Origin of the sequence: Xanthomarina sp. F1114 (assembly GCF_026410255.1) — a bacterium.
In the GTDB taxonomy this organism is placed as follows: Bacteria; Bacteroidota; Bacteroidia; order Flavobacteriales; family Flavobacteriaceae; genus Xanthomarina.
This window is the reverse complement of the sequence record NZ_JAPMLL010000006.1, coordinates 174,718-194,804: the sequence shown is the minus strand read 5'-3', so window position 1 is coordinate 194,804 and position 20,087 is coordinate 174,718. Positions and strand designations below refer to the sequence as shown.

Annotated in this window: 16 protein-coding genes and 1 tRNA gene; 6 read left to right on the top strand and 11 right to left on the bottom strand. The window is 33.1% G+C overall.

What is annotated here, in order from left to right; genetic code table 11:
- Nucleotides 1–66: 66 nt before the first annotated feature.
- Nucleotides 67–384, top strand: coding sequence for a DUF3467 domain-containing protein (locus OS188_RS06770; RefSeq protein ID WP_267148069.1), 318 nt, complete (start codon nt 67–69; stop codon nt 382–384).
- 73 nt (nt 385–457) lie between these two features.
- Here OS188_RS06770 and OS188_RS06765 read toward each other — a convergent pair whose 3' ends face one another.
- The 7 genes from OS188_RS06765 to OS188_RS06735 form a co-directional block, all read right to left on the bottom strand.
- Complete coding sequence (locus tag OS188_RS06765) at nt 458–2,074, bottom strand: arylsulfotransferase family protein (protein WP_267148068.1); 1,617 nt, start codon at nt 2,072–2,074, stop codon at nt 458–460.
- Between the two features lie 84 nt (nt 2,075–2,158).
- Nucleotides 2,159–2,392 (bottom strand): (4Fe-4S)-binding protein, encoded by a 234-nt coding sequence (locus tag OS188_RS06760; protein ID WP_267148067.1) that lies wholly within the window; start codon nt 2,390–2,392, stop codon nt 2,159–2,161.
- A 157-nt stretch (nt 2,393–2,549) separates the two neighbouring features.
- Entirely contained in the window at nt 2,550–4,415 is a 1,866-nt protein-coding gene (locus OS188_RS06755; RefSeq protein ID WP_267148066.1) for an OmpA family protein, read from the bottom strand.
- A gap of 10 nt (nt 4,416–4,425) precedes the next feature.
- Nucleotides 4,426–5,364, bottom strand: coding sequence for a PorP/SprF family type IX secretion system membrane protein (locus tag OS188_RS06750; RefSeq protein ID WP_323370450.1), 939 nt, complete (start codon nt 5,362–5,364; stop codon nt 4,426–4,428).
- 5 nt (nt 5,365–5,369) lie between these two features.
- Nucleotides 5,370–8,939 carry a T9SS type B sorting domain-containing protein gene (locus tag OS188_RS06745; protein ID WP_267148064.1) on the bottom strand — a complete coding sequence of 1,190 codons (3,570 nt, stop codon included), beginning with the start codon at nt 8,937–8,939 and terminating at the stop codon, nt 5,370–5,372.
- A gap of 162 nt (nt 8,940–9,101) precedes the next feature.
- Nucleotides 9,102–10,940, bottom strand: a complete 1,839-nt coding sequence (locus OS188_RS06740; RefSeq protein ID WP_267148063.1) for a LysM peptidoglycan-binding domain-containing protein — start codon at nt 10,938–10,940, stop codon at nt 9,102–9,104.
- Between the two features lie 154 nt (nt 10,941–11,094).
- Nucleotides 11,095–12,681, bottom strand: coding sequence for a peptide chain release factor 3 (locus OS188_RS06735; protein ID WP_267148062.1), 1,587 nt, complete (start codon nt 12,679–12,681; stop codon nt 11,095–11,097).
- A 126-nt stretch (nt 12,682–12,807) separates the two neighbouring features.
- Here OS188_RS06735 and idi point away from each other — a divergent pair, with 126 nt between their 5' ends.
- From idi to OS188_RS06710, 5 genes are all read left to right on the top strand, one after another.
- On the top strand, nt 12,808–13,335 hold the full coding sequence (idi, locus tag OS188_RS06730; RefSeq protein ID WP_267148061.1) for an isopentenyl-diphosphate Delta-isomerase: 528 nt from the start codon (nt 12,808–12,810) through the stop codon (nt 13,333–13,335).
- Nucleotides 13,332–13,742 carry a 6-pyruvoyl trahydropterin synthase family protein gene (locus tag OS188_RS06725; RefSeq protein WP_267148060.1) on the top strand — a complete coding sequence of 137 codons (411 nt, stop codon included), beginning with the start codon at nt 13,332–13,334 and terminating at the stop codon, nt 13,740–13,742. The genes idi and OS188_RS06725 overlap by 4 nt, the downstream gene beginning before the upstream one ends.
- A 60-nt stretch (nt 13,743–13,802) precedes the next feature.
- Nucleotides 13,803–14,774: a type I phosphomannose isomerase catalytic subunit gene (locus OS188_RS06720; protein WP_267148059.1), complete on the top strand. Its 972-nt coding sequence runs from the start codon at nt 13,803–13,805 to the stop codon at nt 14,772–14,774.
- Between the two features lie 84 nt (nt 14,775–14,858).
- Nucleotides 14,859–15,128 carry a hypothetical protein gene (locus OS188_RS06715; protein WP_267148058.1) on the top strand — a complete coding sequence of 90 codons (270 nt, stop codon included), beginning with the start codon at nt 14,859–14,861 and terminating at the stop codon, nt 15,126–15,128.
- Nucleotides 15,129–15,185: 57 nt separating this feature from the next.
- A tRNA-Thr gene (locus tag OS188_RS06710) sits at nt 15,186–15,259 on the top strand.
- Nucleotides 15,260–15,414: 155 nt separating this feature from the next.
- Here OS188_RS06710 and OS188_RS06705 read toward each other — a convergent pair.
- From OS188_RS06705 to OS188_RS06690, 4 genes are all read right to left on the bottom strand, one after another.
- Nucleotides 15,415–17,727, bottom strand: a complete 2,313-nt coding sequence (locus tag OS188_RS06705; RefSeq protein WP_267148057.1) for a transglycosylase domain-containing protein — start codon at nt 17,725–17,727, stop codon at nt 15,415–15,417.
- Nucleotides 17,728–17,837: 110 nt separating this feature from the next.
- A complete protein-coding gene (locus tag OS188_RS06700; RefSeq protein WP_267148056.1) occupies nt 17,838–18,533 on the bottom strand; it encodes a DUF4369 domain-containing protein in 696 nt (231 codons plus the stop codon).
- Between the two features lie 51 nt (nt 18,534–18,584).
- On the bottom strand, nt 18,585–19,850 hold the full coding sequence (locus tag OS188_RS06695) for a DUF819 family protein (protein ID WP_267148055.1): 1,266 nt from the start codon (nt 19,848–19,850) through the stop codon (nt 18,585–18,587).
- A 68-nt stretch (nt 19,851–19,918) separates the two neighbouring features.
- Nucleotides 19,919–20,086: a type II toxin-antitoxin system antitoxin gene (locus tag OS188_RS06690; RefSeq protein ID WP_267148054.1), complete on the bottom strand. Its 168-nt coding sequence runs from the start codon at nt 20,084–20,086 to the stop codon at nt 19,919–19,921.
- Nucleotide 20,087 lies beyond the last annotated feature (1 nt).

The window sequence follows — 20,087 nt, the reverse complement described above, 5'->3', positions numbered from 1 at the left end:
ATAATAATTAATAATTAAAAGAATCCTGCTATTGCAGGATTCTTTGTTTAAAACTAAACATATATCATGTCAGACGAGAAAAATCAAAAGAAACCTGGGCAAATAAATATCGAATTAGACGAGAAAGTAGCGGAAGGAACTTATTCTAACTTAGCTATAATCAATCATTCTGTTTCAGAATTTGTTATCGATTTTGTTAGCATCATGCCAGGAACCCCAAAAAGTAAGGTTAAATCTAGAATTATTTTAACACCCCAACACGCTAAACGTTTATTAAAGGCATTAAGTGATAATGTTAATAAATTTGAAGGTGCGCACGGAGAAATTAAAGATTATGAACAACCACCAATTCCTTTAAATTTCGGACCAACTGGTGAAGCTTAATCAGCTTTTTAAAGCATAAAAAATCCCGTTGAAACATGTTTCAACGGGATTTTTTTATTTGTAGGTTTTAATATTACTCTATAACTACTTTAAGAACCTGTTGTTTTCCTTCTTTTTCAATCTTAAGAAAATATAAACCAGCGTTCAATTGAGATACTTTCAAATTATTTCCATTGAAGTTATTAAGTTTACTTATAACCTTTCCTCTAAGATCATAAATAATCAGATTTGTGTTTTCTAATGTACTGTGAAACTGTAATCTTTTATTAGAAACAGGGTTGTTAATACCTATTGTTAATTGAGTTTCTAGCGCTGGAGTAGATAAGTTTGTAATACACTCTTCAGAGTTTGCATTTATATCTTCAATAATATCTCCTGGAGTAAGATTTCTTCCCGTGAATGCTATATGGTCTTTTGGATATTTTTCACCTCTAAAAATACTGTTATCACCTAGAATTTCTAAGTTTGTTGAATACTGATTATGGATTTCAGAACCAGCCGGGTTTCTGTAAACCCAAACAATATCTCCATCTAAATTTACTTCGGTTAGTCTTCCTTTTGAAGTTTCACAAAGAATCATATTTCCATTTGGAAGTGCTTGAACGCCACATTTTTTTAGTCCAATAACAGTGTCTCCTTGAACCTCTCCACTCCAAGACCAGTAATAATCAGTAGGTAGAAACGCTCCGTTTTCCATTTCGTAATTATTATTAACATCTAACTGTGGTGATACAATATGGATAGAGCTATGAGTCTGGTCTCCTCCCTGATCGTTATTAAATACTGAAATTTTGCCTTCGTTTACATAACCATTTGTTATCCATTTAGCGTCGTGTTGTTCAAAGAGTTTCCTATCTGCTGGCGTTCCTTGTCTATAGGCTTCTGGATTTCCCCAGCGCCAAATAAAATCTCCTCCTTTTCCAGAGTTTCCACCGCTATGTCCAGCGGCTTCTGCTGTTGTTGTACTATGGTCAATAACATATATTTCTCCTGTGCTTTTTGCTGAAAGAACAATATGTTGTAAATCTGCGTTATAAGCTACACTATTCATGTGTAACCAGTCTGAGTGATTCATATTGTAATCTGAATAATTAAAATCCATTAATTCAGGATGTGCAGCAACATCTCCATAATTAGGAGCATTAATGTCGAAATCTTGAATAATATGATCTAGAAAACGCCATTCCCAAACAATGTTCATATCATTGGTTCCAACAGGTTCAATTTCTACTAGTTTTTCAGATTTTAAATCACCATTTAATAGAGCAGGATTTTTTCCTAAACTAATCTGTTCGGCTTCAGTAACAACATCTTTTACTAAACATAAAATATTTCCATTTGGTAGAGGTTCAATATCATGATGTTGTCTTAACCCAAGCGGTCTCAAATTATATTGCCATACTAAATTATTATCCCAATCTCTAATTTCAAGATTAGGTTTACCTGCTCTTAGTAGGTTTCCATTATCCAGAAGGTAACAGGTCAAGGCAGGTTTATCTGTAAATTCCCAGGTGTTTATAACCTGTCCACAATTGTTTATTAGATACACAAAATCGCTTTTTTCAGGTGTAAATAAAGTGTAACCATCGTAGGAGCCAACTTCATGCTGCAAGAGACCAACGGTTTCCTGGGCAACAAGTGTTGATGATAAAGTAAGGGTGAAAAGGAATAAAAGTAATTTTAGTTTCATGTTTTAAATGCCAATTTTTATTAAAAAATAAAATTACGATTTAAAGCTATAACAGGAAACTAATTTGGAGTAAATAATAGGTCTTTAACACGCTTTCTTCTGATTTGAATTAAAAGACAAGGCTCCAGACGGACATTTATTAATCTGATTAATAATTTGTCTGGTTGGAGCAGCATCTAAATCTATCCAAGGGATTATTGAGTTTCTAAAAACACTTGATAGTTCTCTTGAACACCGCTCTGCATGAATGCAGGTTTTAGGATTGTATGTTACAGTAATGTCTGCATTACTAAAAACATTTGGGATTTTCGTTTCCATAAGTAGATCATTTTTTGGGGTTATGATTCTAAATTAAATGTAACTAGCTATAAAATTAAAACATACTTAAATATAGTGAAAACTGGATAAACATCAAAACTATTTGAACCCATTAGAATGAATATCTAATGCAAAACAAAATGGAATTGACACGCTATTATTTTACAATAATAAACTCGCAACGTCTATTGATAGAGTGTTCTTCTTCTGTACAATTTTCGCCGCAATCAACTAATAACTGACTTTCTCCGTATCCTTTAGAAGTTAATCTATTGGATTCTATTCCTTTAGATAGTATATAATTCATAGCTGATTTTGCTCTGTTTTCAGATAACACCATATTGTATTCAAAAGTACTTCGGTTATCGGTATGCGCACCAAGTAGAACTTCCATTCGAGGATATTTTTTCATTAAATTTACAAGTACATCCAGTGTTTTTCCTGCATTTGGTTTAATATCCCATTTATCCAGATCGAAATAAATATTTTCTAATTCAATATATACGTAACCATCTTCTTTTTCTACTACTATCTCTTCTGCATCGTCGTACGACTCAAGTTCTAATTCGATATTTAGTTCAATCTTTCCAGAATCTTCCGTTTCAAAGCCTACAGTATTTGGAATATAAAACGGTCTATAACCTTCAATTTTAAACGTACTAAACGGACGGACTTTAAATGAGTACTTTCCATCTTCTTTTACTTGAACAGAATCTATAACCTTATTATTCTCATCAAATAGAGTTACCATGGTTCCTGGTAGTAACTCTTTCGAGTTTTTGTCTTTTACAATTCCTTCAACAATAAGTTTCCTGCTATTTTCTGCTCTTTTAAAATAGTATAACTTATCCATTCCTTCTTTATTAGAAGATAAAAATCCTGTGTTATCATTTGAATTTACTATAAATGCAAAGTCGTCTAAACTGCTATTAATAGTGCTTCCAAGATTTAAAGGAGAGCTCCATTTTTCATTGTTGTATTCGCACATAAAAATGTCTAATCCACCCAGACCTTGTAATCCATTTGAGGCAAAGTATAGACTGCCAGTATCCGATATAAATGGGAACTGTTCTAAATGTGGAGTGTTAATTGCGTCTCCTAAGTTAATAGGGTTTCCGTAGCCATCGTCATTAATATCTACATAATATATATCAAAAGATCCTTTGCCTCCTGGCATATCGCTAGAAAAATAGAGCTTTGTATTGTCGCTATTTAGACTGGGATGTTGAATAGAATATAGTTCGCTTGAAAACGGTAGTTCTTCTATATTGGACCACTCATTTTCAACTAGCTCTGCTTTAAACAACCTTACGGTAGCTATTTTTTGTTCTCCAATTTTTACTCTTTTTAAGCTAGTTCTAGAAAAATACATGGTTTGCCCATCTTGAGTTATGATGGCATTACTTTCATGACTTTTAGAATTTACATCTTTATTAAATGGAATAATATCTATTAATGCACCTCTATCTTCAAAGGTTGCTGAGTATAAATCTAAATAAGGTTTGTCGTTCCATTCATAAGTTCTATTATCTGTGTTTCGTAAAGAAGAAAACGCTACCTTTTCTCCAAAATATGTGATACCAAAATCTCCAGATTGAGAACCTTCAGTAATTAGTTTTAAATCGTAAATAAAAGGATTTGCTAAATTAACTTTACTAATAAAAGTAGGGGTATTAAGGTTTTTTCCGTTGTAAATGGACATTATTGAATCTGCTTTACGTACATTTTTTGTTCCGTAAAGTGCTTGAGCATATTTAAAATAAATACTATTAGAGTCAAAAGATTGAGAAGATATAGCTTTAGCATAGTTAATTACTGCCTTGTCCATAATGGAGTTATAGTAGTAGGCATCGGCTAGGTTAACTAGTAAACTGTCAGGTATGTCTAACTCCTCATATAGCTCTGCTGCTTGCACATAGGCACGATCTGCAAACAGCTTATTCGCTTTCTTTAGTTTTGAATTTTGCGAATGTGCTACTTGGCAGAAAATTAATAAGAGAAAAAATATTTTTAATATCCTCATAATAAATAGTTTAAAAGAACCTTGGTGATTTATCGTAACCACTACTAAACTTAGAAAGGTTTAATAACAAGATTATTTCATGTGTACCGGAATTATAATTGCCTAAATTAGAAATAGTATAGTCGTATGCATATCCTATTCTAATAGCAGGTGAAACTTTAAAATTTGCTAATCCACTAATTCCATCACCAAATCTATATCCAAGACCAAACTCAACAAAATTATTAATTAACATATTTGCTGTTAGATCAAAGGATACAGGAGCTCCATTTACACCAATAGCCATAAAAGCAGGTTTTAGTTTTAGGTTTTCATTTAAATTGAAAACATACCCTCCAGTTAGGTACATATGTAATTCTTCGCTACCACTTGTATATATACCATTACTATCATCAATATATTTAGATTTTAAAAGACTAGGTATTGAGAACCCTAGGTAATAATTATTTGAAAAATAGAATGCTCCAAGTCCTATATTTGGAAAAGTTCGATTAATATTTTCTGCAAATGTTGGATCTGGTATGGCGTCTGAATAGACGAAATCATTAAAATTTGTAGAATAAAATGAAACTCCGGCTTTAAGTCCAAAAGATAAGTTTGAATTAGGACTTACAGGAATTACGTAGGCAATATCAACAAATAGGTTGGTGTCTTTAACAACATCGCCAATCTGATCGTGAAAAACTGAGATACCACCTTCTAACCTGTCAGTTATGGTTGAATGAGCGAAGAACGTACCTGTGGAGGGCGCACCAACGGCTCCAACCCATTGAGATCTATATAGTAAACCAAAATTTATTTGCTCGTTGTTATTAGTAGCATATCCTGGGTTAATAATACTCATGTTATACATATACTGTGTATAATTAGGGTCCTGCTGACCGTAGCTAGTAAAGACACTTCCTATTAGAAATACCAAAATGATTAATATGTTACTTTTACCTAGCATTTGCATTACATGTTTAAGTATAGACGACCTTGAATTGGTTCTCGATTACCATCATTAAATTCTAGAATATAGAAATATACACCAACAGGAACAGTTGAGTTTCCAAAACTTGAGTCAGTATTTGATGTTCCATCCCATTCCGGTGTGTTTATATCCCCACGGTAAAGTTTGTTACCATATCGGTTATAAATAGTCAATTTAAAGTTTGGATATAATTCGTTTAATCCGTTAATATGAAATGTATCGTTTATTGTATCTCCGTTTGGAGAGAATCCATCAGGTATTATCATATCTTCTTCACAAACTATTAACTGTACAGTAACAGCTAATTCATTTAAAGTTGGACAATTTTGGATGGACATAATAGACCCATAATAAGTTGTTCCATCAATTAACGATGTGCTGGATGTAATTATATTTCCATTAGTGTCATACCAGGTAATATTATTACTATTACTAATATTGTCTGATAAATCTTCAATAGTTGGCTCATCGGTTTCACAAAATATATTTCCTTCATCTATTAAAACAGGTGTTATACTTTCATAGACTTCGAATTCCAATGGAATAACTAGAGAAGTATCTCCACCGCAGTTAGTAGATTCAGAAATAAAACCAGTAATTGTTAAATTATACTCTCCGGGAATAGTTAATGCAATTGCTGAAATTATAAAATTGCCTTCTCCATCTATAATTTCTACCAATACTGAATTAACAAAGTTGTCAACTCCAGAAACATTATAAGTAATTAAATAATTACCATCAATTAGAGAACTTGCATTAATAATACTCACTAATAGTTCTTCACCTTCACAGATATTATTAAGGGTTAACTCTAAACTTGTTAGGTCGGGTAACTCTGAAATAGATATAGTTACTTGAGAAGAATCTGTTAAACCACATTCAGGTTGATTAACCGTATAAGTGTAGATTCCTGGTAAATCTATATTGGGATTAAAAATTCCTGAGCCACTATTAAGTACCGGAGACCATGTACCATTAGAGTCTGGAGTTCCTCCTAGACTGTTTAATAGGTTGTAAGTGTTTGTATCATTTTCACAAATTTCAAGAATGCCATTTGTACCAGCGTCAGGAGGTAAAATAAAAGATACCGTTACAGACGCAGAAGAATCGCTACAGATTGGGTTGCTGCTAACAATTGTATAGGTATAAGTTCCGGCTGAATCTACTGTTGGATTAAAAACTCCTGTACCACTATCAAGTGCTGGAGACCAAGAACCTCCAGTTTCTGGTGTTCCTCCTAGCATATTAAACAAGTCGTAGCTATTTACATCGGCTTCACAAATTTCTAAATTACCATTAGTTCCTGCATCAGGAGTTGGAATGAAATCGACTATTACTGAGGCCGAAGCGTCGTTACAAGCAGGATTAGAGCTCGTAATTGTATACGTATATGTTCCAGGTGAATCGATTGTTGGATCGAAAATTCCTGTTCCGCTATTAAGTGTAGGCGTCCAGGAACCACCGGTTTCAGGAGTTCCTCCTAAACTATCAAACAAGTCGAAGATGTTTGTATCATTATCACAAATCTCAAGATTTCCATTGGCACCAGCATCGGGAGGTATAATAAAGGAAACAATTACTGTTGCTGAAGCATCATTACAAGCCGGATCAATACTTGGAATTGTATAGGTGTAGGTCCCAGCTGAATCTACTGTTGGATCAAAAACTCCGGTTCCGCTATTAAGAGTAGGAGACCAAGAGCCTCCAGTTTCCGGAGTTCCTCCTAAAATATTAAACAGGTCGTAAGTACTTGTATCATTTTCGCAAATGTCTAAATTACCATTAGTACCTGCGTCAGGAGTTGGAATGAAATCGACTATTACAGAGGCAGATGCATCGTTACAAGCAGGATTAGAGCTTGAAATTGTATACGTATAAGTTCCAGGAGAATCGATTGCTGGATCGAAAACTCCTGTACCACTATTAAGAGCGGGCGACCAGGAGCCACCTGCTTCAGGAGTTCCACCTAGACTATCAAACAAGTCATAGGTATTTGTATCGTCTTCACAAATCTCTAGATTACCATTAATTCCTGCATCTGGAGGTACAATTAACGAAACTGTAACCGTAGCCGAGGCATCGTTACAAGCAGGATTTGGACTAGAAACTGTATATGTATATGTTCCTGGCGAGTCGATAGTTGGATCGAAAACTCCGGTTCCACTATTAAGAGCGGGCGACCAGGAGCCACCAGTTTCCGGGGTTCCTCCTAGACTATTAAAAAGATCGAAGGTATTTATATCATCTTCACAAATTTCAAGACTGCCATCAGTACCAGCATCAGGAAGAAGAATAAAAGAAACTGTTACAGAGGCAGACGCATCGTTACAAGCAGGATTAGAGCTTGGGATTGTATATGTATATATTCCTGGTGGATCAATGGCTGGATCAAAAAGGTCGGTACCACTATTAAGAGCAGGCGACCAAGAACCACCAGTTTCAGGAGTACCACCAAGACTGTTAAAAAGTTCGTATGTATTTGTATCACCTTCACAAATTTCAAGACTGCCATTGGTACCAGCGTCGGGAGAAACGAAAAACGATACTGTTACCGAAGCCGAAGCATCGCTACATATAGGGTCAGGACTTGGAATTGTATAAGTATATGTTCCTGGCGAGTCGACTGTTGGGTCGAAAACTCCGGTTCCACTATTAAGTGCTGGAGACCAAAAACCTCCAGCTTCAGGAGTTCCACCTAAACTATTAAATAGATTATAGCTGTTGGTGTCTCCCTCACAGAGGTCAAGTGTAGAATCGCTACCTGGGGAACTTTGATTTACCAGCTCAACAGTTACCTCCAATCTACTAGAACTTTCACAGGGCGGATCTAATGTTGTTGCAAAATAACTTTGTCCATTTATTAAAGGAATATCAGGATCTAATGGAGTAGCCGATGAAGCAGAAGAATACCAATGAATAGTATTTCCATTAGGATCCAAATCTGCTACGGTAGGAGGAATGGAGCCTGTGATGACACAAAAACGTTGCAAAGCGTTCCCCGTAGGAGAAGGAACAATTCCCACATTAACATAAACAGATAACCTTGATGTTCTACAGCCTGATCCAAGAATAGATTGATCTGCATAATAAATTGTATTGTCTATTAGAATTGAAGAAGGGTTTAAAACAGTTCCACCTGTTGGTGTTAAATACCACTGCACATCATGACCAAAAACTATAAGATCTGAAATAGTTGCGTCGCTTGGATCCTCTACACAAACACCTTGAAAATTTAAACCTGCTGGTGGTCCCACAATATTAACTACAACACGTTCCCTAGAACCACAGCTGCCGGAGTTATCGTCTGCAAAATAATCTTCATTATTAATAAGAGAAGTAGATCCACTAAGTGGAGTAACAGAAGTAGCTGTATCATACCAAACTATGCCACCTCCATTATCGATGGCTTGTAAATCTGAAACTAAAATTGAATCTAAATCACAAAAGGATTGGGTAGAATCAGAAATAGTTGGACATTGAGCATAGGAAAATAAAATATTTCCTAAAAGAGCATATACGAAAACAACAAAAAATATTTTGGGGTTGGTCATTGGTTTCGGAGTATAACATCATGATATGTTTGCATATTCACGATATGATTCAATTTTTGATTGATAATATAAAAACTAAATTTACGATAAAAAGTTAAATTTTATAGACAAACGGTAAAAAAAATCTACTATTTGTAGGTTTAACTACTAAATTGTTAATTATCAGTAAGTTTCAAGTAGATAAGTGTCAGATTTTTCGTCATAACGATAAATAAAAACGGTTTTATTACTAAATTGTTCGTTTTTCTCGTCGAAATGAAGGGGAATCCCAAAGACATTTGAAGAGTTTTTTCTAAAACTATCATCTTCACTATAATAAATTTGAAACAGTGCATTATACATCATGCCAAACCCGAAAGCAATATCGTTACTAACATTTTGACTGGTATTTTCAAAATAATTATTTAATAAACTTTTCTTGTCTCTGTAAAATTCTGATGAAAAACAAGAAGGATATATTAGTTTAAGAATACGGAATCTTTTACTTGAAACCTTATTTTCTTCAGGAATATATTTTGGATTTAATACGACAAGTTCAATATTATAATTTGCTAACTGTTTTAGTAAAATATTTGTAGCGCTTAAGAAAACTCCATCTCTAGAGCTTTCAATAATAACATAGTTTTTGATGTTGGAATTTAAATGGTCTATTAATTCTTGACTTTTAAATACACCTTTTCTATTGACACGTGTTGTTTTTAAATTTGCAATTTGGCTTTCTACAAATTCTTTTGTGTCGTCCTTGTCTTTATCGTAAATAAGAATGGTATTAGCTTCTTCTTTATTTAAATATTTAATGATACTCTTTTGCATTTCAGACTCGTCTACTAAGCCTTTGTAATTGATGGTTTTTTCTTCTCCATTATTAAATGTTGAAATACTTAAATAATCTAGTTGTTCTTTATCTTCTGTTTTCAAACTAAAAGGAGTTATAATAAAATGCGAATTTAAACTGGAGCTACTAGACTGGTTAGAAGTATAAGAGTTAGAATAATCGGTTAAATCAAGTTTGATATTTGGAATTAGCTTTTTAATTGAATCAATAGCCATTTGCATACCTATTTTGTAGCTCTCAACAGAAGAGAAATTATTATTAGCTATGTCTGTGTTATCTTTCCAAATTATTTGGGTAGAAATATTTCGTTTGGGAGAAGAGGTAACTAGTTTAGGTTTTTTCTCACTTGGAAGACTGCTAATGCCATCAATATTAGGCATTTTAATAATAGTACCTACTAAAACAGATTCTTCAAGTTGGGGGTTTAATTTAAGAAATTCATTAATTGACATCCCTGCTTTTTTTGACAAACCATAAAGGGTTTCTTTTGGTTTTATAGTATAATCAATAAACTCGCTTGTACTTTCTGCATTGCTGCTAGGTGGAATACTTTGCGGCTCTTCTGGGTTTTTACTATCCGTAGTAGCTACAGATTGATTAATAACTGTTGCAGAGTTATTATTGGAAGTACTTATAAGATCTCCAGATTTTAAAACAGGAACAGTATTAGGGTTAATTTCTTCAAATTCTGCAATAGACATTCCAAACCTTTTAGATAAACTCCACTTTGTGTCTCCTTTTTTTACTAAATAAGTATTGGATTGTTGTTTATCGCTTAGTTGTGGAAGCTTTAATCTATGACCAGCTTGAAGACCATTAATAATTTGAGGGTTTTCTGTTTCTAACTGCCTAATAGTTATATTATAACGCTTAGATAAACCATATTTTGTATCCCCTTTAACTACTAAATATTCATCTTTATTGTTAATTTGTGAGTTTTGAGAGGACGTTGTTGAAGTTGGAATTTTTAAAGTTTGACCAATTGTAATAACATTTTCTGACCCTGGGTTATGCTCGTAAATAGCATTCATGCTTACATTGTACTTGAGAGAAATTCTATATACATTATCACCTTTTACTACAACATGGGAGTTGAAGTTGTCTTGAGAAAAACCCAAAAAAATTCCTAAAAAATAAAAAATAAATATTTTACAAATGTGCTTCATTTAAATATAGCAACTTTAAAAAAGACATGTTTATATTGAAACTATAAAAATATCTAATAATTAAATTAAGAAAGAGATCTTAAAGCCTAATTATTAAAAGGTTATTAACATTATTAGTAAAACAGCAACAAAAATTCTATTTATGGTATAAATTTTAGAATTCTGAAGTAAAATGAAATATAATATTAGGATATTTCTGCTGTGTCATTTGTAATGAAAAAGGTGAATCTGCTAAAAACACTAACTGATCTTGCTTGTCTTTTGCCAAATAGCGTTGTTTTACTCTTAAAAATTCGATGTACTCATCACTTTTTGGATCTTTTGCCTCAACCCAACAAGCTTTATGGACATTTAAGTTCTCGTAAGTACATTTTGCGCCATACTCGTGTTCCAATCTGTATTGGATAACCTCATATTGTAAAGCGCCAACAGTTCCAATTACTTTTCTTCCATTTAGTTCTAAAGTAAATAGCTGTGCAACTCCTTCGTCCATTAATTGATCAATTCCTTTATAAAGTTGTTTAGATTTTAATGGATCTGCGTTGTTAATATATCTAAAGTGTTCTGGACTAAAGCTTGGAACCCCTTTATAATTTATAATTTCGCCTTGTGTTAAGGTATCTCCAATTTTAAAGTTTCCGGTATCATGTATTCCAACAATATCTCCTGGATAAGAGATATCCACAATTTCTTTCTTTTCAGCAAAGAAAGCATTGGGACTAGAAAACTTCATTTTTTTATTATTTCTAACGTGTAAATAAGGTTTATTGCGTTCAAACAATCCTGAAACAATTTTAATAAATGCTAAACGGTCGCGATGATTTGGATCCATATTAGCATGAATTTTAAAAACAAATCCAGTGAAGTCTTTTTCTTCTGGTTTTACTAACCTTTCTTCACTTTGTTTAGGTCTTGGTTTTGGTGCTATTTCTATAAAGCAATCCAATAGTTCTCTAACCCCAAAATTATTTAAAGCAGACCCAAAAAAGACTGGCTGTTGTTTTCCATTCAAATAATCGTCTCTGTCAAATTTAGGATATATACCTTCTACAAGTTCTACTTCTTCACGGAGAGTTTCTGCTGCTTCTTTTCCAATTAGATTATCTATTTCTTCAGATTCTAAATTTGAAATCTCTATAGTTTCTTCTATATTCTTTCTACTACTTCCGCTAAAAAGGTTGATGTTTTTTTCCCAAAGATTATAAATACCTTTAAAATCGTAACCCATTCCTATAGGGAAACTCATGGGTACTACACTTAATCCAAGTTTTTGTTCTACTTCATCCAGTAAATCAAAAGCATCCTTTCCTTCACGATCCAGTTTATTAATAAACACAATCATAGGAATATTTCGCATTCTACAAACTTCAACTAACTTTTCCGTTTGCTCCTCAACCCCTTTTGCAACGTCTACAACAACAATTACACTATCTACAGCAGTTAGCGTTCTAAAAGTGTCTTCGGCAAAATCCTTGTGCCCAGGTGTATCCAGAATATTTATTTTTATTCCTTCATACTCGAAAGCTAATACCGAAGTAGCTACCGAAATTCCACGTTGACGCTCAATTTCCATAAAATCACTAGTAGCTCCTTTCTTTATTTTATTGCTTTTTACAGCCCCAGCTTCTTGGATGGCGCCACCAAACAATAATAATTTTTCTGTAAGTGTGGTTTTACCGGCATCGGGATGGGCAATAATTCCAAAAGTTCTTCGTCTGTTAATCTCTGTTATAAAACTCATATATTTCTTGCAAATGGGTTGCAAAGATACTATTATTAAACGCAAAATAAATGATAGTTTACGCGGGTTTTTAATTTTGTGAAAAGTTTGGCGTATTTTTAAACTTTTGAATGTTATTTTTACAATATGATTGAAGAACAAGTAATTTTAGTAAATGAAAAGGATAAGCCAATTGGGCTTATGCCAAAATTAGAAGCTCATGAAAAAGGTTTGCTACATCGTGCTTTTTCGGTTTTTGTTTTTAACGACAAAAATGAATTGATGTTACAGCAAAGAGCTTCACATAAATACCATTCTCCAGACTTATGGGCCAACACTTGTTGCAGTCATCAAAGAGACGGAGAATCTAATATTCAGGCAGGAAAACGTAGATTACAAGAAGAAATGGGCTTTGTAACCTCTTTAGAAGAATCCATCTCGTTTATATATAAAGCTCCTTTTGATAATGGTTTGACAGAACACGAATTCGACCATATAATGATTGGATATTATAATGATAGTCCAAATATTAATCCAGACGAAGTTTCAAACTGGAAATGGATGCCTTTAGAGGATGTTAAAAAAGACATGAAAGTCCAACCGGAAATTTACACAGAATGGTTTAAAATTATATTCGATAAATTTTACGACCATATTAATATAACTAAAAAATGAAGGTAACTGTTAATAGGAAAGGACACTTTAACGCTGCTCATAGATTGTATAGAAAAGACTGGAGCGACGAGAAGAACCATGCTGTTTTCGGAAAATGTAACAATCCTAATTTTCATGGCCACAATTATGAAATTATAGTTAGTGTTACTGGCAAAATAGATAAAGAAACAGGTTTTGTTATAGATATGAAAGTTTTAAAAGACCTAATAAAAGAAGAGGTGGAAGATGCTTTCGATCATAAAAACTTGAATCTTGAGGTTGAAGAATTTAAAGACCTTAATCCAACAGCCGAAAATATTGTTGTGGTTATTTATAAAAAAATAAAACCACGTCTAAAATCAGATTTAGAATTAGAAATTACACTTTACGAGACACCTCGTAACTTTGTAAGTTATTCTGGAGATTAAAATAAACAAATCATCAACCCCCAAGTTTGGTTTAAGCTTGTGGGTTTGTTTAAAAAATATATGAAAATCAATTTGTATCCTATTAAATTTCATCCCATCTTAAAAGAGAAAATCTGGGGTGGAGAAAAACTAAAAACCGTGCTTAATAAAAACAGTAATTTACCAAATATGGGTGAAAGCTGGGAAATTAGTGATGTAGAAGGGGATACGTCTATTGTTGCCAATGGAAACTTAGAAGGAAAATCTTTAAAGCAATTATTAAGTACTTATAAGGAAGACTTAATTGGTAAGAAAAATTTTAAGAAGTTTGGAAACACTTTTCCTTTACTTATTAAGTTTATAGACGCCAAAGAAGATTTATCTATCCAATTGCATCCAAATGATGATATTGCTGCGAAACGACATAATTCTTTTGGAAAAACTGAGATGTGGTATGTGATGCAAGCTGATTCAGGAGCAAATTTGATGGTAGGGTTTAATCAAAAAATGACTTCAGAAAAGTACTTAAAGCATCTTAATAGCAATACACTAACAGAGATTTTAAATTTTGATAAAGTAAAAACAGGAGATGCTTACTTTATTGAAGGTGGACTAATACATTCTATTGGTGCTGGAGTTTTGCTAGCTGAAATTCAACAAACAAGCGATATAACTTATCGTGTTTACGACTGGGATCGTGTAGACTCTAACGGAAACAAACGGGGATTACATATTGATTTAGCTATGGATGCTTTCGATTTTAATCTACCTAATGATTTTAGGATTGATTATAATAAAACACCTAACGCATCTAATAGAGTGGTTAGTTGTCCTTATTTTACTACTAATTATATAGAACTTAATCAGACTCTTAAAAAAGAAAATAACTACGATTCCTTTATTATATATATGTGTTTAGAAGGAGAATTATGTATTAAAACAGAATCTATAACCGAAGTAATTGTTCAAGGAGAAACCTTGCTGATACCGGCAAGTATTGAACAATTTGAAATTTCTTCTAAAAATACCAAAGCCTTGGAGGTTTATGTATAATTTTCTTTCTAACTAAGATGAGTATGAAGTGTAGAGATTACAATTAAATTAACTACTTTTGTCAAAATTTTTAAAAACAAGATCATGGCTAATAAAAGGGATTTAAAAAAAGATATCAATTACGTTTTAGGAGATATTATTGAAGCGGTTTACGTTTGGGAATACGCAAACAAAAGTAAAGACAATAAAAAGAGTGAGGCTATTATTGATGAAGCTATTGTTACTTTTGACGAATTAATAGCTAAGGTAAATGCTAGAGGTGTGGAAGATAAAAAAGCACATTTCAAAGCTATTAACAAGGAACTTGAAGACAAAGGAAGAACTTTAGTTGAAAAAATTAATAAACTAGGATAAAAACATTAAAAAACATTTGCAAATTATATTTTCCCGATTATATTTGCATCCTGTTTCGCCGATGTAGCTCAGCTGGCTAGAGCAGCTGATTTGTAATCAGCAGGTCGTGGGTTCGAGTCCCTCCATCGGCTCAAAAAAAGTTCAGTAGATATACTGGACTTTTTTGTTTTAAAGATGTTAATTTGGGTTAGGGACAGGTCTCGACCTGTCCGCACAATAATAAATATTTTCTGTACAATAATAAATACCATTTTCTTGGAATCTGTCCGTACAGCGTAGAACTTATTTAAATCGAATCCTTATCTTTTTTTAACCATGAGAAAAAGCCTTTCTTTTTCTTCTTTTTAAATTTTTCTTCAGTTTTATCTTTTCCAAAGAGTTGCTTGAAGAAACCGTCTTTTTTGGTAAGATCACAATCTAGAGCGTTTAATACTTGATCTGAAGGTTTTTCAAAGGTGGCTTGAGTTATGTTATTATAAGACGAATCCTTATTGAGTTTCTGTAAAAATTTAGCAAACATAGGTAATGCAGAATTAGCACCTTGGCCAATTCTGGTATTGCTAAAACCTATTTGCTGATTATCGTTTCCAACCCAGGTAACGGTTACAAGGTTTGGCATAATACCAACAAACCATCCATCTTTATTATCCTGTGTAGTTCCTGTTTTTCCTGCTATTTCATTTTTTAAGTTATAGGTAGAGCGCAATCTGCTAGCCGTTCCGTTATTAACAGTTTCTTTTAGAAGTTCTAGCATAATTTGTCTCGTGTCATCACTAAAAGCGGCCTTTTGTTTTGGGTTCTTCGGATTTAAATCTTCATAAGAGGCAATTGTATTTCCGTTTTTGTCTTCAATTTTAGTTATGAATACAGGTTTTGAGGGTATGCTATTATTAATATAAGACGTGTAAGCTGTTGTTAATTCTATTAAAGTTAAGTTGGAAGTTCCTAAAGCAATAGAAGGTACTTTTTCAATTTCACTCTTAATTCCCATAGCTTTAGCTAGTTCAATTACTTTAGCTACTCCTGCTTCTTGTATAATTTTAACTGAGATGGTATTTACGGATCGACTTAAGGCATATTCCAAAGAATAATTTAATTCTTTATCTTCAACTTCTGATGAATTTTTAGGTGTCCAGTTATCTACATCTGTATAAGTAACTTCTTTTATAGAAAAGTAGGAGCAGGGGTCCATTCCATTTTCCAAAGCAGTTGTATACACAATAGGTTTAAAGGTAGAGCCAACCTGGCGTTTGCTTTGAGATACATGATCGTATTGAAAATACCTGTAATCAATACCTCCAACATAAGCCTTTATCCCGCCATTAGTTGGGTCTAAAGCTAACAAGCCCGCATTAAGAAATTTTGAATAATACTCTAAACTATCTAAAGTTGAAATTTGTTCTATATTAGACTCTTCCCATGAGAATAATTTTGTTTCCTGTGTTTTTTTTAGGCTGTCTTCAATTGCTTGCTCAGATAGTCCTTGCTTTTTTAAATCTCTGTATTTTTTCAATCTTTTTTTAGCTGCAATAAATGCTGGTTTATTTTTTAACCAAGGCGCATTTTGTCCATAGGCTTTTTCAAACTGTTGTTGCAAGCTAGCCATATGTTTTTGCATAGCTTCTTCGGCATAGCGTTGTATGGTGTTGTCTAAAGTGGTATATACTTTCAGCCCATCATGATATACGTTATAGCTATCGCCATCAGGGTTTTTGTATTTCTTTTCTTGAAGAATGGAATCCAACTGTATTTTTATTCTAGCTCTAAAATATGGAGCTAAACCTTGATTTGGATCGTAATGTTGATAATCTAATTCAATATCTTTGTTTATGACTTCTTCAGCTTCTTGTTCTGAAATGACTCCTTGGTTTTTCATTAAACTTATAACAAGATCTCTACGTTGCTGAGATCTTTCAGGATAAAGTCTTGGATTATAACCGGTATTAGCTTTTAGTGAACCAACAAGTGTTGCAGATTGCGATAGATTTAAAAGCCTGGTTTTTGTGTTAAAGAATTTTAACGAAGCACTTTCAATACCGTAAGTGTTATCAGGAAATGGAACCGTATTTAAATATAATGTCAGTATTTCTTTTTTTGAGTAAACATCTTCAATACGTCGTGCAACTATGCTTTCTCTCAATTTATTTACAACAATGCTCAAGAAGCCATAATCTTTTCTCCCGTATAAATTTTTGGCTAATTGTAAAGTGATGGTACTTCCTCCACCAGAAGAGGCATCGGATAATAAAATGGTTTTAAAAAAAACTCTTAATAAACTTGTGTTGTCTATGCCATTATGTTCGTAAAACCTTGTGTCTTCTGTGGCAACTAAGGCATCAATTAAATGTTGCGGAAAATCTGTATAAGTTATGGACTGTCTGTCGTAAATATAAAATTTTCCTATCAGGTCTTTATTAGTGTCTAATACTTGTGTAGCTTGACTTTGCTTAAGGTTTGCTAATTTTTTAGCTGAAGGAACTTCTCCCCAAAGTCCAAAATAAATACTGGCATAAAAGCCTAGCAAGAGACCGATAATTATTAAAAGACTATAGGCAAATCTCTTTGCCCACTTTTTTAAGATGAGGTTTTTTAAAATCATTTATACAAAATATAGCTTTACAAAATAACGAATTACTGAAGTGAAGCGTATAAAAAAAACGGAATTAACTTTTATTTAATTCCGTTTTTTATATTAAAATTCGATAAGTTCTAATATGATTTTCTTTCTTTAAGATAAACATCTAAGTCTTTTCCGTATTTAGAAGCTTTAACTTTTGGAGTTAAAGAGTTGTTTATAGTGTCTAACCATTTAGTTTGAGCATCCGAGATTTCTGTTAAAGCTAGGTATGGAGCAATCTCACTGTCTTTATTTGTAACAGCAAAATTAACAGTATATAAATATCTGCTTTTAACTAAACTTACAAAGGCTTTGTCTGTAGAGATAATTTTTGCGGAGTCTTTTTCCATTTTAGCTTCAAGACTCTCTTTAATTAAATCTAACTTTTTATTATTATATCTGTTTTTTACTTTTAGGAATTCTTCGTAAAGTTTTTGTTGTTCAGAACCAGTAATTACAGCATCGGAAACAAAGTGTTTTAATGTGGTGTTTACTTGAGTAACGCCTTTATCCGCAAAAAACATAATTCTTGTGTCTGTGTCATTACTGTTATTTTTGTCTAAACGTAAATAAAAAGCTTCAGGAGACTCCAATTCACTTTTTAACTCAAAATCCGAAGAGTTATTTAACTGCATAGAATCGACAATTACTAAAGCAGAATCTCTTTCTTTTTCAAGATATACAGTTCCTTTTTTCAAGCCTTTTACCTGACCTTTAACTATTAAATCAGGGTCTTTTGCACAAGAAACGATAAATAGTAAAGCAGATAAAACAAATAATTTTTTCATAGGGGTTTTATAGTTTTGGAGCGCAAATATCATATAATTATTTTTTAAATACTAACCTCCAGCAGCTATTTTCATCAGCTCTGCACAAAGTATGGCGCCATAGGTTCCAACCACATAACCAAAGACAGCTAAAAGAGCTCCTACGGTAGCAAGGGATGGGTGAAAAGCAGCAGCTACAACGGGAGCTGAAGCAGCACCACCTACATTGGCTTGACTTCCAACGGCAAGGAAAAAGTAAGGTGCTTTTATTAGTTTAGCTACAAGAATTAGTAAGCCAGCATGGATTGCCATCCAAACTAAACCAATTAAAATAAGACCAGGGTTTTCGAAAATTTTACCTAAATCCATTTTCATTCCTATGGTTGCAACTAAAATGTAAATAAAGACGCTTCCAATTTTACTCGCGCCAGCCCCTTCGTAATTTTTGGCTTTTGTAAAAGATAATAAAATACCAATAAGTGTAGCTATAGAAATTAACCAGAAAAAACTACTCCCAAAGGAAGATAAAGCACTTTTTGGGTTGCTAACTGCGTCAAAGTTTTCGGTTAAATATGTTGAAATTATTTCCGACCCAAAATGAGCTATTCCTACTGCAGTAAAAGCAAACATTAAAATAATCATATAGTCGGTTAAGGAAGGAATACGTGTAATTTTATCGCTAAAATTCTGTACTTTTTGTTGTAATTCGTCTATGGCTGTATTATCAGCTTTTAACCAAGCATCAATTTTCTTACGTTTTCCAATTCCTAATAATATTACAGCCATCCAAATATTTGCTACTACAATATCTACTAAAACCATACCTCCATATAGTTCTTGGTTAAATTCGTAAATTTCTAGCATAGCTGCTTGGTTGGCTCCGCCACCAATCCAGCTTCCTGCTAATGTTGCAAGTCCACGCCAAGTGGCATCGAATCCAGCACCTCCAACGGTTTCGGGTGAAAAGCTAGAAATAATTAGAATAGCTATTGGTCCTCCAATTACAATTCCAATAGTTCCTGTAAAAAACATGACCAAAGCTTTCCAACCTAAATTAAAAATAGCTTTTAAATCAATACTTATGGTTAATAGCACTAAAGATGCAGGTAATAGATATCGGCTTGCAATAAAATAAGTTTGAGAAACATCTGCAGATATGAGATTGAGAGAATTAAAAATGGCTGGTATTAAATAGCACATTAGTAAGCCTGGAATGTATTTATAGAATACAGACCAAAATCCGGTTTTTTTAGATTCTGTATAAAATACAAAACCCAAGGCTAGCATAAGTAAGCCAAAAACAATAGCATCGTTGGTAAATATGGGTTGGTTTTCCATTAAGGTTTGGTTTTTTGTGGTTGCAAAATACCAAAATTAATGGGTAAAAAAAAGTGACCTTCTTAAAGTCACTTTTTATCCTTTTTTTTTGGTTCTCTTTTGTGTTCTTTGAGTTGCTGGGCTAAAATCCATTCAATTTGTCCATTGGTACTCCTAAATTCGTCTGAAGCCCACTTTTCAATGGCTTTGAGCATCTCTTCATTAATTCGTAATGCAAAGGCTTTCTTTTTCGACATA

Bases quoted from the DNA above. Each gene is read 5' to 3' on its own strand.
- OS188_RS06750 (WP_323370450.1), bottom strand. From the start codon at position 5,364: ATGCTAGGTAAAAGTAACATATTAATCATTTTGGTATTTCTAATAGGA.
- idi (WP_267148061.1), top strand. From the start codon at position 12,808: ATGATTGAAGAACAAGTAATTTTAGTAAATGAAAAGGATAAGCCAATT.
- OS188_RS06715 (WP_267148058.1), top strand. From the start codon at position 14,859: ATGGCTAATAAAAGGGATTTAAAAAAAGATATCAATTACGTTTTAGGA.
- OS188_RS06760 (WP_267148067.1), bottom strand. From the start codon at position 2,392: ATGGAAACGAAAATCCCAAATGTTTTTAGTAATGCAGACATTACTGTA.
- OS188_RS06755 (WP_267148066.1), bottom strand. From the start codon at position 4,415: ATGAGGATATTAAAAATATTTTTTCTCTTATTAATTTTCTGCCAAGTA.
- OS188_RS06740 (WP_267148063.1), bottom strand. From the start codon at position 10,940: ATGAAGCACATTTGTAAAATATTTATTTTTTATTTTTTAGGAATTTTT.
- OS188_RS06765 (WP_267148068.1), bottom strand. From the start codon at position 2,074: ATGAAACTAAAATTACTTTTATTCCTTTTCACCCTTACTTTATCATCA.
- OS188_RS06695 (WP_267148055.1), bottom strand. From the start codon at position 19,850: ATGGAAAACCAACCCATATTTACCAACGATGCTATTGTTTTTGGCTTA.
- OS188_RS06705 (WP_267148057.1), bottom strand. From the start codon at position 17,727: ATGATTTTAAAAAACCTCATCTTAAAAAAGTGGGCAAAGAGATTTGCC.
- OS188_RS06725 (WP_267148060.1), top strand. From the start codon at position 13,332: ATGAAGGTAACTGTTAATAGGAAAGGACACTTTAACGCTGCTCATAGA.
- OS188_RS06735 (WP_267148062.1), bottom strand. From the start codon at position 12,681: ATGAGTTTTATAACAGAGATTAACAGACGAAGAACTTTTGGAATTATT.
- OS188_RS06700 (WP_267148056.1), bottom strand. From the start codon at position 18,533: ATGAAAAAATTATTTGTTTTATCTGCTTTACTATTTATCGTTTCTTGT.
- OS188_RS06745 (WP_267148064.1), bottom strand. From the start codon at position 8,939: ATGACCAACCCCAAAATATTTTTTGTTGTTTTCGTATATGCTCTTTTA.
- OS188_RS06690 (WP_267148054.1), bottom strand. From the start codon at position 20,086: ATGTCGAAAAAGAAAGCCTTTGCATTACGAATTAATGAAGAGATGCTC.
- OS188_RS06720 (WP_267148059.1), top strand. From the start codon at position 13,803: ATGAAAATCAATTTGTATCCTATTAAATTTCATCCCATCTTAAAAGAG.
- OS188_RS06770 (WP_267148069.1), top strand. From the start codon at position 67: ATGTCAGACGAGAAAAATCAAAAGAAACCTGGGCAAATAAATATCGAA.